This is a genomic window from Planococcus chinensis (assembly GCF_042681545.1).
Taxonomy (GTDB): Bacteria; Bacillota; Bacilli; order Bacillales_A; family Planococcaceae; genus Planococcus; species Planococcus chinensis.
Genome location: NZ_JBHUFW010000005.1, coordinates 295,838 through 309,475, shown reverse-complemented (window position 1 = coordinate 309,475; position 13,638 = coordinate 295,838). Strand labels below are relative to the sequence as shown.

The 13,638-nt window shown below is 53.8% G+C and carries 9 protein-coding genes; 5 read left to right on the top strand and 4 right to left on the bottom strand.

The features are described 5' to 3' along the window. Positions 1–31: 31 nt before the first annotated feature. The 5 genes from ACFSDB_RS09105 to ACFSDB_RS09085 all read left to right on the top strand — a co-directional run bounded on the left by ACFSDB_RS09105 (position 32) and on the right by ACFSDB_RS09085 (position 8,121). On the top strand, positions 32–973 hold the full coding sequence (locus ACFSDB_RS09105) for a carbohydrate ABC transporter permease (RefSeq protein WP_204891984.1): 942 nt from the start codon (positions 32–34) through the stop codon (positions 971–973). Beyond that, on the top strand, positions 970–1,797 hold the full coding sequence (locus ACFSDB_RS09100; protein ID WP_204891983.1) for a carbohydrate ABC transporter permease: 828 nt from the start codon (positions 970–972) through the stop codon (positions 1,795–1,797). Before ACFSDB_RS09105 ends, ACFSDB_RS09100 begins: the two co-directional genes overlap by 4 nt. A 259-nt stretch (positions 1,798–2,056) precedes the next feature. Beyond that, positions 2,057–4,267 (top strand): alpha-galactosidase, encoded by a 2,211-nt coding sequence (locus ACFSDB_RS09095; protein WP_204891982.1) that lies wholly within the window; start codon positions 2,057–2,059, stop codon positions 4,265–4,267. A gap of 68 nt (positions 4,268–4,335) precedes the next feature. Beyond that, the gene (locus ACFSDB_RS09090; RefSeq protein WP_204891981.1) at positions 4,336–6,060 is read left to right on the top strand and encodes a glycoside hydrolase family 35 protein; all 1,725 of its coding nucleotides are present in this window, start codon (positions 4,336–4,338) and stop codon (positions 6,058–6,060) included. A 30-nt stretch (positions 6,061–6,090) separates the two neighbouring features. Beyond that, positions 6,091–8,121 carry a beta-galactosidase gene (locus tag ACFSDB_RS09085; protein ID WP_204891980.1) on the top strand — a complete coding sequence of 677 codons (2,031 nt, stop codon included), beginning with the start codon at positions 6,091–6,093 and terminating at the stop codon, positions 8,119–8,121. A gap of 580 nt (positions 8,122–8,701) precedes the next feature. Here ACFSDB_RS09085 and ACFSDB_RS09080 read toward each other — a convergent pair. The 4 genes from ACFSDB_RS09080 to ACFSDB_RS09065 all read right to left on the bottom strand — a co-directional run bounded on the left by ACFSDB_RS09080 (position 8,702) and on the right by ACFSDB_RS09065 (position 13,599). Next, on the bottom strand, positions 8,702–9,799 hold the full coding sequence (locus ACFSDB_RS09080) for an ABC transporter ATP-binding protein (RefSeq protein ID WP_204891979.1): 1,098 nt from the start codon (positions 9,797–9,799) through the stop codon (positions 8,702–8,704). An 88-nt stretch (positions 9,800–9,887) separates the two neighbouring features. Next, positions 9,888–11,420, bottom strand: coding sequence for a UDP-glucose--hexose-1-phosphate uridylyltransferase (gene galT / locus ACFSDB_RS09075; RefSeq protein WP_204891978.1), 1,533 nt, complete (start codon positions 11,418–11,420; stop codon positions 9,888–9,890). Beyond that, on the bottom strand, positions 11,417–12,418 hold the full coding sequence (gene galE, locus ACFSDB_RS09070) for a UDP-glucose 4-epimerase GalE (protein WP_204891977.1): 1,002 nt from the start codon (positions 12,416–12,418) through the stop codon (positions 11,417–11,419). The genes galT and galE overlap by 4 nt, the downstream gene beginning before the upstream one ends. Beyond that, positions 12,415–13,599 (bottom strand): galactokinase, encoded by a 1,185-nt coding sequence (locus ACFSDB_RS09065; protein WP_204891976.1) that lies wholly within the window; start codon positions 13,597–13,599, stop codon positions 12,415–12,417. The genes galE and ACFSDB_RS09065 overlap by 4 nt, the downstream gene beginning before the upstream one ends. Positions 13,600–13,638: the final 39 nt, after the last annotated feature.

Below are 13,638 nucleotides of genomic sequence, written 5' to 3'. Positions count from 1 at the left end.
CCCAAGTTTTTTTATAGGAGGAATGAGGAACATGACCCAGCAAGCAACAAAAAAAGACGAACTCGATCTTCCGGTGCGTTATAAAGAAAGCAAACGCGAGAAAACCGGTGTTTATTTCAGGAAAAAAGCCGGTTGGCTGTTTGTCATTGTTTCAGTCATCGCCATTACCATTTTCAACTTCTATCCCATGGTCCAAGCGTTTCTCTTATCGTTCCAATCCGGGATGGGAAGCAATCTCGAGTATGTGGGCTTGGAAAACTGGCAGCGATTGTTCGGCGATCCGACATTTATCGCAGCGCTAACCAATACATCAATTTACCTGCTCATTCAAGTGCCATTGATGATTGTATTGGCGTTATTTTTCTCGGTCCTGTTAAATGACCCGAATTTGAAGTTCAGAGGGTTTTTCAGAATCGCGATTTTCTTGCCCTGTGTCACTTCACTGGTCGCCTATTCGGTCATCTTCAAATACCTGTTCGGTGTGGATGGCATCATCAACCTGTTTTTGCTCAATTTCGGCTTTATCTCCCAATCGATCAACTTCCTGGCCGATCCGTTCTGGGCCAAGGTGGTCATCATCCTTGCCATAACGTGGAGATGGACCGGCTATAACATGATTTTCTACTTGGCCGCTTTGCAGAACGTCGACAAGTCGATCTACGAAGCAGCCAAAATTGATGGGGCTAATTCCATCCAGCAGTTCTTCCAGATCACGGTGCCGATGCTGAAACCGATCATTTTGTTCACATCGATCACTTCGACGATCGGGACGCTGCAGATCTTCGATGAAATCGTCAACATCACCAACGGCGGACCGGGAAATGCGACGATCTCCATCTCGCAATACATCTACAACCTGTCGTTCGAGTACACGCCTGACTTCGGCTACGCATCGACCGTATCGTACGTCATCGTGATCCTCGTCGTGATTCTTTCGATTATCCAATTCAGAGTGGCGGGTGAGAAGAAATGAAAAATGTGAAAAGAATCTTTATCTACACGTTCCTAAGCCTCGCGGCCATCGTCTCCATTTTTCCGTTCCTGTGGATGCTCGTCAGCATCACCAATAAATCGGTGGATGTGACGCAAGGGCGCTTGCTGCCGGGCACCCATTTGGTTGAAAACATGACCACGCTGTTCCAAACCGTGGACATCGTACCGGCCTTGACCAACTCAGCGATCATTGCGGTCATCACCACGATTTTGACGCTGCTCCTGGCATCGCTTGCAGGCTACGGATTCGAAATCCACCGCAGCAAAGGCAAGGACATCATCTTCAACATCCTGCTGCTGTCGATGATGATTCCATTTGCGGCAATCATGGTTCCGTTGTACCGCATGTTCGGCAGCATCAGCGACACGGCGCCGCTGATCGGCATCGACTCGCTCGGCGCAGTCATTCTGCCGACCGCGACAACGGCGTTCTTCATCTTCTTCTTCCGCCAGAACACGAAAATGTTCCCGAAAGATCTGGTGGAAGCGGGGCGGATTGACGGCCTGAGCGAAATCGGCGTCTTTTTCCGAATCTACATGCCGACGATGAAAACGACATATGCCGCAGCCGCGATCATCTCGTTCATGAACAGCTGGAACAACTACCTCTGGCCGCTCGTCATCCTGCAATCGCCGGAAAAGCGGACCATTCCGCTGCTGATTTCGAACCTCGGCTCGAGCTACTCGCCGGATTACGGCGTCATCATGTCGGCGATCGTCATCGCGACCTTGCCGACGGCGCTGGTGTTCTTCCTGATGCAGAAGCATTTTGTGGCCGGCATGATGGGCTCGGTTAAGGGTTAGATGAAAAAATGAATATTGATATTTCGCAAAACAGCTGCGCTTTCCTGCGGGCTTGCGCCGAACTAACTTGGGCTAAACGCCCAAGGGGATTTCGGCACTTCGCTATTCCGCGGGAGTCTCCGCTGTTTTGCTGCATATCCAGGTAAGTAGTAGTAATACACGTATTTGTTCTCACTCTATAAATATTCAGCACCAGGCTGAAAACGTATAAAAGGATTAAATAGTCCACTTGATCTGATCAACAACGAGGAGGGAAATTGTGCCGATTTTATACAATGGCTCCACACGGGAGTTTCACCTGCAAACCGAGAAAACGAGCTATATTTTCAGCGTGATGGAAAATTGCCAGTTGGGCCAGCTTTACTACGGGAAGAAATTGCGCCATCGGGAGTCGTTCGAGCGCTTGTTCCATGTGGAAGCCACGCCAAATACCGCCTGCACGACAGAAGGGGATCTGGTCTTTTCGCTGGATATTGTGAAACAGGAATATCCGGCATACGGAACGACGGATTTCCGCGAACCCGCTTATCAAGTGCTGCAAGAAGGAGGCAGCCGCATCACCGATTTCGTCTATCAGGACCACCGGATTTTCGGAGGCAAAGAGAAACTGGAAGGCTTGCCGGCTACGTATGCGGAAAACGACGGGGAAGCGACGACGCTGGAAATTACGTTATACGACAAAGAAATCGACGTGGAAGTCCGGCTTTCGTACACAGTTTTTGAAGAGCTGGATGCTATAGCCCGCTCGGCCCGTTTCACCAATTACGGCGAGGCGGAGGTCAATTTGACGAGGGTGATGAGCGCCAGCATCGATTTGTCGGATGCCAATTTTGAGATGGTGCAGTTGTCGGGGGCATGGGCCAGGGAGCGGCATATCAAAAACCGCCGGCTGGTGCCGGGGCTCCAGAGCATCGCGAGCACGAGGGGGACGAGCAGTGCCCAGCAAAATCCGTTTCTGGCCTTAAAGCGGCCGGAAACGACGGAACACCAAGGCGAAGTCTACGGCGCAAGCCTGGTCTACAGCGGCAACTTCCTGGCGCAGGTGGAAGTGGACCATTACGACACGGCGCGTTTGATGCTCGGCATCAATCCGTTCGATTTTAACTGGCTCCTGAAAAACGGGGAGTCGTTCCAGACGCCGGAAGCGGTCCTGGTGTATTCGGACGAGGGCTTGAACGGCATGAGCCAGACCTATCACCGGTTGTACCGGACCCGGCTGGCGCGCGGGAAATGGCGCGACCGGGAACGTCCGGTGCTGATCAACAACTGGGAAGCGACGTATTTCGATTTTGATGAACAGAAAATATTTGAACTCGCCAAGTCTTCGAAAGAGCTGGGAGTGGAATTGTTCGTCCTGGATGACGGCTGGTTCGGCAAACGCGACGCGGACACGAGTTCGCTCGGCGACTGGTTCGAAGACAAGCGCAAATTGCCGAACGGCATCACACAATTGGCAAAAGCCATCACCGGCCTCGGGATGGAATTCGGGTTGTGGTTTGAACCGGAGATGGTTTCAAAAGCGAGCGACTTGTACAACGCGCATCCGGACTGGGTGATCCATGTGCCGAATCGCCGGATGTCGCATGGCAGAAACCAGTTTGTGCTGGATTTCTCGCGGCAGGAAGTCGTGGATTTTATTCACGGCTTGATGGCCAAGGTTTTGGAGGAAGCACCGATTTCCTACGTGAAATGGGACATGAACCGCTATATGACGGAAGTCGGGTCGCTCGGCCTTCCGGCAGACCGGCAACGGGAAGTGGCGCACCGTTATATCCTGGGCGTGTATTCGCTTTATGAACGGCTGACGGCGGAATTTCCGCATGTCTTGTTCGAGTCCTGCGCAGGAGGCGGCAGCCGCTTTGATCCGGGCTTGCTGCATTATGCGCCGCAAGGATGGACGAGCGACGATACCGATGCGGTGGAGCGCTTGAAAATCCAATACGGCACGTCGCTCGTGTATCCCGTTTCTTCGATGGGCGCCCATGTCTCGGCCGTGCCGAACCACCAAGTGGGGCGCGTGACAAGTCTGGAGACACGCGCAAACGTTGCATATTTCGGCGCTTTCGGCTATGAACTGGATGTGACGATGATGACAGATGCAGAAAAAGAACAAGTGAAAGAACAGATCCGGTTCTACAAAGAAAACCGGTCGCTGATCCAGCAAGGGCAGTTTTACCGGATCGAAAGCCCGTTTGCAGAAGACGGCAACCGCACCAGCTGGCTGGTGGTGTCAGAGGACCAAAGCGAAGCGCTGCTCGGCTATTACCAGGTCCTGTCGAAGCCGAATCCGGGGCTTTCCCGCGTGTTCTTTAAAGGGCTGAACCCTGAATTCGAATACACGATCGACGGGATCGATTCGACATTTTACGGGGACGAATTGATGGGGGCCGGCTTGCAGCTTAACCGCTACCGCATGAATGAACATCCGGCTGATTTCTCTTCAGCCGTCTACAAAGTGAAGCGAGTATAACCGGAACCGGGTTTGCGAAAGATCCATAGCGGCAAACCCGCATTCCGGCATACATAGGAGGCGTCAACGTGCTGACTGTTAACAACGGATCGTTTTATATAGAAGAAAAGCCTTTCCAAATCTTATCGGGCGGCATCCATTACTTCCGGACAGTGCCGGAGCATTGGGAAGACCGCTTACAGAAGCTGAAGGCGTTAGGGCTGAATACGGTGGAGACCTATATCCCGTGGAACTTCCATGAACCGAAAAAAGGCGAATTCCAGTTTTCCGGAATGGCGGACATCGAACGGTTTATCGAGCTTGCCCAAGGAGTGGGGCTTTACGTGATCCTGCGCCCGGCCCCTTATATTTGCGCGGAGTGGGAAATGGGGGGCTTGCCGTCCTGGCTCCTAAAAAACAAAGGGCTGGTCATGCGAAGCAGCGACCCGTCTTTCCTGAAGCATGTGGAAGATTATTTCGCCGTCCTGTTGCCGAAATTCAAACGGCATTTGTACCAAAACGGCGGGCCGGTCATTGCCATGCAGATCGAGAATGAATACGGCGCCTATGGCAATGATTTGGCATACTTGGATTTCTACAAAGACCAGTACCAAAAGCACGGACTCGATACATTCCTGTTCACCTCAGACGGCCCGGACTTTATCGCGCAAGGTTCGCTTCCGGACATCACCACCACATTGAACTTCGGTTCACGGGTGGACGAATCGTTCGACGCGCTCGAAGCGTTCAAGCCGGGTTCGCCGAAGATGGTGGCCGAGTTCTGGATCGGCTGGTTTGATTATTGGTCAGGCGAACACACGGTCCGAAGCGGCGATGATGTCGCGGCCGTCTTCAAGGAAATCATGGACAAGAACATTTCGGTCAATTTCTATATGTTCCACGGCGGCACGAACTTCGGCTTCATGAACGGCGCGAACCATTACGACATCTACTACCCGACGATCACGAGCTACGATTACGACAGCTTGCTGACGGAAGGCGGCGCGATTACGGAGAAATACAAGGCGGTCAAGAAAGTGCTGAGCGCATACACCGAAGTGCCGGCGGATTTTGAAGAGACAGCGACGGCCACGGAATACGGAACGGTGAACGTAGGGGAAAGCGTCAGCTTGTTCGATGTCCTCGGAAGCATCAGCGAAAAAGTCGAGCGCATTGTGCCGCTGCCGATGGAAGACATCGATCAGGCATACGGCTATACGCTGTACCGCACGACCGTCAACCGCCAAGGCGAACTGAAAATGAATTCGGGCAATATCCGCGACCGCGGCTTCATCTACATCAACGGCCGCTACGTTGCAACGACGTACATCAACGACGAAGACAAAGCGCTCGTCCTGGATTTCCCGGAACAACTGAACACGCTGGAGATCCTGGTGGAGAATATGGGGCGCGCCAATTACGGCGAGCATTTGACCGACCAAAAAGGCTTGCTCAAAAACCTGTGGCTCGGCGAACAGTATTTCTTCCACTGGGAAATGTTCAAAATCGAAATGGACCGCTTGCCAGAGAATTATGGGAAAAGCAATCAAGAACGGTTTCCGAAATTTTTCCGCGGCACATTCGATGCGGCGGAAGGGCTTGATGTGTATGTTGACACGCAGGGCTTCACCAAAGGCAATGTCTTCATCAACGGCTTTAACCTTGGCCGCTACTGGAACCCGGCCGGGCCGCAGCAACGCTTGTATTTACCGGGGCCGTTATTGAAAGAAGCAAACAATGAAATCGTCGTGTTGGAACTTGAAAACACCACGACAGACCAAATCCAATTGCTGGACCAGCCAAAGCTCGGATGACCGGGCTTGAGATAGAAGGGATGGAATCAAATGATTAACGAAAAATTGCCGAAAATTTGGCACGGCGGGGACTACAACCCTGAACAATGGGATTCGCAGGAAATCTGGGACGAAGACGTACGCATGTTCAAACTGGCAGGGATTGACGTAGCAACATTGAACGTCTTTTCCTGGGCTTTGAACCAGCCGAATGAAGAAACCTATAATTTCGACTGGCTCGATGACAAGATCAACCGCCTATATGAAAACGGCATCTATACATGCCTTGCGACCAGTACGGCAGCGCATCCGGCATGGATGGCGAAAAAATATCCGGATGTCCTCCGCGTCGACTTCTACGGCCGGAAACGGAAATTCGGCAGCCGCCACAATTCATGCCCGAACAGCCCGACGTACCGCGAATACTCCGAGAAGATCGCTGGGAAACTGGCGGAGCGCTACAAAGACCATCCGGCCGTCCTGATCTGGCACGTTTCCAACGAGTACGGCGGCTACTGCTATTGCGACAATTGCCAAACCGCTTTCCAAAAATGGCTGAGCGACAAATACGGCACAATCGAAAAGCTGAACAAAGCGTGGAACACCGGATTCTGGGGCCACACGTTCTACGAATGGGACGAAATCGTACCGCCGAACATGCTGAGCGAAGAACGCGAAAATAACGAATCCGATTTCCAGGGCATTTCGCTCGATTACCGCCGCTTCCAGTCGGACAGCCTATTGGACTGCTATAAACTGGAGTACAACGCCATCCGGAAACACGTGGCGAAAACACCAATCACCACCAACCTGATGGGCACGTACCCGATGCTCGATTATTTCAAATGGGCGAAAGAAATGGACGTCGTCTCATGGGACAACTACCCGGCAATCGATACGCCTTACAGCTATACGGCGATGACGCATGACTTGATGCGCGGGCTCAAGAGTGGGCAGCCGTTCATGCTGATGGAGCAGACGCCGAGCCAGCAAAACTGGCAGCCGTACAACTCCTTGAAGCGTCCAGGCGTCATGCGCTTATGGAGCTACCAGGCAATCGGCCGCGGGGCAGACACCATTCTGTATTTCCAATTAAGACGTTCTGTCGGGGCTTGTGAAAAGTATCACGGCGCGGTTATTGAACACGTCGGCCATGAAAACACGCGGGTATTCAATGAAGTCGCGCAAATCGGGAAAGAGTTCAACCAACTAGGTGATACGCTGCTTGATGCACGCGTCAACGCCAAAGTCGCCATCGTCTTTGACTGGGAAAACCGCTGGGCAGTGGAACTTTCAAGCGGCCCGTCCGTGTCGCTCGACTATGTCAACGAAGTCCATAAATACTACGACGCGCTTTATAAATTGAACGTCCAAGTCGACATGATCGGCGTCGAAGAAGACTTGAGCCAATACGATGTCGTCATTGCACCGGTTCTGTACATGGTGAAAGAAGGCTACGCAGCAAAAGTCGAAAGCTTCGTCGAAAACGGCGGCACCTTCCTGACGACGTTCTTCAGCGGCATCGTCAATGAAACCGATATCGTGACGCTTGGCGGATACCCGGGCGAACTGCGCAACGTCCTCGGCGTTTGGGCAGAGGAAATCGATGCGCTTCATCCGGACGAAACGAATCAAATCGTCTTGAAGGATACCCGCGGCAAGATGAACGGCAGCTATTCCTGCAATCTCTTGTTTGACCTGATCCACACAGAAGGCGCAGAAGCCGTCGCCGAATACGGCTCCGACTTCTATAAAGGGATGCCGGTCCTGACCGTCAACCAGTTCGGAAAAGGGAAAGCGTGGTACGTGGCATCAAGCCCGGATGCCGACTTCCTGGTCGACTTCCTGCAGACCGTGTGCGAAGAAGCCGGCGTCGAGCCGCTGCTTGCCGTACCGGAAGGCGTGGAAACAACCGAGCGTGTGAAAGACGGGCAGACCTACCTGTTCGTGCTGAACCACAATAACGAAGAAGCAGCGATCGAGCTCGGGGACAGCGAGTATAAGGAAGTGCTGACTGGCCAACAATTGAGCGGCAGCACGCAATTGGAAGCGAAAGGCGTCTTGATTTTAGCGAAGGCGTAAACTGTTAACGAAAGGACATGTATAAAGGCAGTCCTGAAAGCCGGTGTTAACGGCTTTTGGGACTGCCTTTTTCTATTCTTCGTATCTGGGAATGACCGCTCGGACGCTTGGGGCATGGCTTCCGCAAGAAGCCAGGGAAACCGCCTGTCTTCTTGCTTCGCCTAGCCCACAGACGCGCCTCGCTCGGTGAGGGGTTCTGGTTTTAGAGAGGAGAAGACTTGTGGACTTCTATAAACCTAGAAGCTCTATCAGCGAAGCGGCGTACCGCCATCTCTCTTTCTTTTGAAAGTTAACGATAATCCGATTGAAGCCCACCATCTAGTTAAGATGAAAAGCGACACATCCGGGTAGCATCTACATGAAGGATCCGAAGTGAAAGCCGGCGACTCCAGCGGGACAGTGAAGTGTCGAAATCCACTCGGGACGCAAGGACCGAGTTAGTTCGGCGCGAGCCCGCGGAACGCGTCCGGCTGAAACGGAGGATCCGGTATGGATTCTATCCATATATTTTTGGGGAAGTAATCACTTTTTATCTACATGAAAAAACCGACCGAAGTTACCGGCCGGTTTTTCTAATTGATTATTTAATCCGCAACTCCGTATCAATATCGAAGAAATGCGCTTTGTTCATATCGAACGCCATGTCGATCGTCTGGCCGGCTTGAACATTGAAGCGGGCGTCGACACGGGCGATGAAGTCCTGGTCGTTCACCTTCGAGTAGAGGACGATTTCGGATCCCATCAATTCCGATACTTCTACATACGCGACAATCTTCGTCTGCGGCGAATGCTGCAGGAATAGGGGCTCGTCGTGGATATCTTCCGGGCGGATGCCGAGGATGATGTCCTTGCCGACATATCCCTGGTCGCGCAGAATCGAAAGCTTTCCTTCCGGCACGAGCACTTTTACGCCTTCCATCACGAACGAATCGCCGACGATTTTGCCGCGCAGGAAGTTCATGGATGGCGAACCGATAAAGCCGCCGACGAACATATTGTCCGGCAGGTCGTACACTTCTTTCGGCGAGCCGACCTGCTGGATAAAGCCGTCTTTCATGACCACGAGGCGTGTCGCCATCGTCATCGCTTCCGTCTGGTCGTGCGTGACATAGACGGTAGTCGTCTGGAGGCGGCGGTGGAGCTTCTGGATCTCCGCACGCATCTGCACACGCAGTTTAGCGTCCAGGTTGGACAGAGGCTCATCCATCAGGAATACTTCAGCATCGCGGACGATGGCGCGCCCGAGAGCCACACGCTGACGCTGCCCGCCGGACAGGGCTTTCGGTTTGCGGTCCAGGTAATCACCCAGGCCAAGGATATCAGAAGCGTTGTTTACGCGGCTCTTGATTTCATCCTTTTTCATTTTGCGGAGCTTCAGGCTGAACGCCATGTTGTCGTAGACGCTCATGTGCGGATACAGGGCGTAGTTCTGGAACACCATCGCGATGTCCCGGTCTTTCGGCGACACGTCGTTGACGCGTTTTTCGCCGATGTAGAGGTCGCCCTCGGTGATGTCTTCAAGCCCGGCGATCATGCGGAGCGTCGTGGACTTCCCGCAGCCGGAAGGGCCGACGAGTACGAGGAACTCCTTGTCGCGGATCTCTAAGTTGAAATCCTGTACGGATACGACGCCTTTTTCGTATTCTTTTCTGATGTTCACTAAATTCAACCCTGCCATCTGAATCCCTCCATTGTATGTAGACTTCTTTATCTGCTAAAAGCATACCGTCCCGTGGATTTTTTCGAAATGGCAAGAATGCACAAAATTACGGGGCGTCTTCGTGCACATTTGCCATTCCGGACTCGACCGCTTCGCGTGTCGGGCTTTCATTGAGCGCGTCGATAAACCGTTCAAACGCTTTCCGCTCTTTGAAGACGCCGGCATCTTCCAGAACGCGCACGAATTTCTTGCCGAGTTCCGTCCGCAGAAGCGCTTCCGCGTCTTCCCGACTCGCCAGCATGCCGTATGCGGCTTTCAATTCTTCCGCCCATTCGAGGTGGGCGGGGGCGACGTGATGAGCATGGCCGAGCAGGAAGTCCTCGATTTCCGCCAGTTCCGCTTTCAGGCGCGGAGGCAAAACAGCGAGCCCCATCACTTCAATCAAGCCGATGTTCTCTTTTTTAATGTGGTGGACGTCCCCGTGCGGATGGAAGATGCCGGACGGATATTCCGCCGTTGTCCGGTTGTTCCGCAGCACGAGGTCGATTTCAAACAGCCCATTGCGCATTCTCGCAATCGGGGTGATGGTGTTGTGCGGCGTCTCCCCGGTGAAGGCCAGAACGTCCGCTGAAGGGTCCGAATACTTCCGCCACGCCTGCAGCACCGCATCGGCCGCGTCCACAAGCCGGTCGATTTCTTTCCCTTTCAAGCGGATCACTGACATCGGCCATTTCACGACGGACGCAGCGATGTCCGGATAGCTTGCCAAGCCGAAGCCAAACGCGTCTTCCGCCTTGGTCATGGCGAACTCATAGCGCCCGGCCTGGTAATGGTCATGGCTCAAGATGGACCCGCCGACAATCGGCAAGTCGGCATTTGAGCCGATAAAGTAATGGGGGAACTTTTCCGTGAAGGCAAGCAAACGTTCAAAGCCATGCCGGTCGATCTTCATGTCGCGGTGTTCTTCCGACAGCAAGATGCTGTGCTCGTTGTAATAGACATACGGCGAGTACTGGAAAAACCAGTTTTCCCCGCCAAGCGGGATCCGGACGACGCGGTGATTGGCCCGCGCCGGGTAGCCCGTGCGCCCGGCATAGCCTTCATTTTCCTTGCATAACAGGCATTTCGGGTAAGCGGCCGCCTGTTTCATTTCGCGTTCGCGTTTGATCTGCTCCGGATCCTTCTCGGGTTTCGACAAGTTGATCGTAATGTCCATCTCGCCGTACGGCGTATCCGTTTTATAGGAAATGTTCTTTTGGATCCGGTTCATCTGGATGTAATTGCTGTTTCGGCTCAATTCATAGAAATAATCGGTTGCGGCAACCGGCGAGTCGGCGTATTTTTCATTGAAGGCAGCGTTGATGGCCGAAGGGCGGGCGACAAAGCAATTCATGATGTTCGCCGACAGCATTTCCTTGTCGTCAAACACGTCCGCAATGACACCTTCTTCGACCGCATAGGCGATCAACCCCTCCAAGAGGTTCGGAATGCTGTTTTCGGCCGGCTCGACCGCTTCCGGAAACGACTCCAAGCCCAGCAGGTGCATGGCCTGGTTGCGGGCGTAGTCCGTGTCCGCCGCTTCGATCAACTCCGCCTCCAGCGCTTTTTCGATTAACCCTGCAAGCGTCGAATGGATCATAACCGTTCGTCCTTTTCATAGCCTGCCGGATGCGTCGAATGCCATCTCCAGGCGTCTTCGATGATCTTTTCAACGGACGTGTTCGCCGGATTCCAGCCCAATACCCGTTTCGCTTTGTCGGTACTGGCCACCAGGATTCCCGGATCGCCTGCGCGGCGCGGCCCGATTTTCACCGGGATCTCTTTGCCGGTGACCGCGCGCGCGGCCGAGATCATTTCGTTGACGGAAAACCCGTGGCTGCTTCCGAGGTTGAAGACATCGCTTTCGCCGCCCGAGCGCAGGTATTCCAGCGCCAAGAGATGCGCGTTGACGAGGTCTTCGACATGAACGTAGTCGCGGATGCACGTGCCGTCCGGCGTGTCGTAGTCATCGCCGAACACCGTGATTTCGCTGCGCTGCCCGAGCGCCGTCTGCAGGATGAGCGGCACCAGATGCGATTCCGGCCGGTGGTCTTCGCCGATTTCCGCCGTTTCTTTCGCGCCCGCGACGTTGAAATAGCGCAGCGAGACATAGTTCAGGCCGTGCGCGACGCCGGTCCATTTCATCAATTTTTCCATGGCCAGTTTCGTGTCGCCGTAAGCATTGGTCGGGTTCGCCGGCATCGTCTCCGTGATCGGCACGGCTTCCGGCTCGCCGTAAGTGGCAGCGGTGGAGGAGAAGACGATCTTTTTCAAGCCGTGCTTGACCATCGCTTTTAATAAAACCTGTGTGCCGTAGACGTTGTTGTCGAAATACTTCAATGGGTTTTCCATCGACTCGCCGACCAGGGAATTGGCCGCAAAATGAAGCACTTCGTCAATCGCTTCTTTTCCGAAGACCCCATCCAGAAAATTCGCATCCCGGATATCGCCTTCGTAAAAGATCGCCTGCGGATGGACCGCTTGCCGGTGCCCGGTCTCGAGGTTGTCGATCACGACGACCTGTGCTCCTTGATCGATCAATTGATGGACTGCGTGTGAGCCGATATAGCCGGCTCCGCCTAAAACCAATACGCTCATAATTGCCACTCCTCTATCAATTCTTTTGCGCCATCCGAGATTTTCGTCTCGTAAAAGGCTGGGGGATAGCCGAATGCGTCCGTGTAAACCGCCGTTAGCTTTTCTTTGAACTGTTCGATCTGCGTGCGCTCGACGATGGCGATCGCGCAGCCGCCGAAGCCGGCCCCGGTCATGCGGGCGCCGATGACGCCGGGCTGCTGCCACGCTGTTTCAGCGATCAGATCAAGTTCCGCACCCGTCACTTCATAATCGTCGCGGAGCGAAACGTGCGAGGCGTTCATCAATTTCCCGAACCCTTCGATGTTGCCGCGTTCGAGTTCACGGAGCGCCTGCAGCGTCCGCTCGTTTTCATAGACTGCGTGCTTTGCCCGTTTGCGGTTCGTGTCGTCCCGGATCAGGTGCTTGGCCGCTTCGAATTCATCTGCGGTCAAGTCGCCGAGGCTGCTGATTGACAGTTCCGTTTGCAAATCCGAAAGCGCCGCTTCGCATTCGGCGCGCCGTTCGTTGTACTTGGAAGAGGCGAGTGTGCGCTGCTTGTTGGAGTTGATGATGACGATGTCATAGCCGTTCAATTCGACCGGCGCGTATTTGAACTCGAGCGTGTTGCAGTCGAGCAGGAGGGCGAAATCCTTTTTCCCTTTGCCGATTGCGAACTGGTCCATGATGCCGCTGTTGACGCCGATGTAGCGGTTTTCCACTTGCTGGCCGAGCTGGATCATCTGCAGGCGGTCGATCGTTAATTCGAACAGCCCTTCAAGGACCACGCCGGTCGCCATCTCGATGGACGCGGAAGAGGAAAGGCCCGCGCCGTTCGGGATATCGCCGTAGAACAGGATGTCCATCCCGGAAGCGACGGGGAAGCCGTTGTCGATAAAGGTCTGGATCATGCCTTTCGGATAATTCGCCCAGCCGTGGGCCGCTTGATAGGACAAATCATCAAGCCCGCATTCGATGATGCCCTGATCCGGGAAATTCAGCGAATAAAATCGAAGCTGGCGGTCGCTGCGCCGTGCAGCGAGGGCGTAGGTGCCCATGGAAATCGCGGCCGGAAATACATGGCCGCCGTTGTAATCGGTGTGCTCACCGATCAAGTTGATGCGGCCTGGGGCGAAAAAGGTGCGCGGGTTAGAGTCCTTCCCGAAGATGTCGTGATACGTCTGAAGCAAGTCTGGCTGTGTCATGTCGTCCCTCCAATACTTTATAAATTAATTTAATTAACA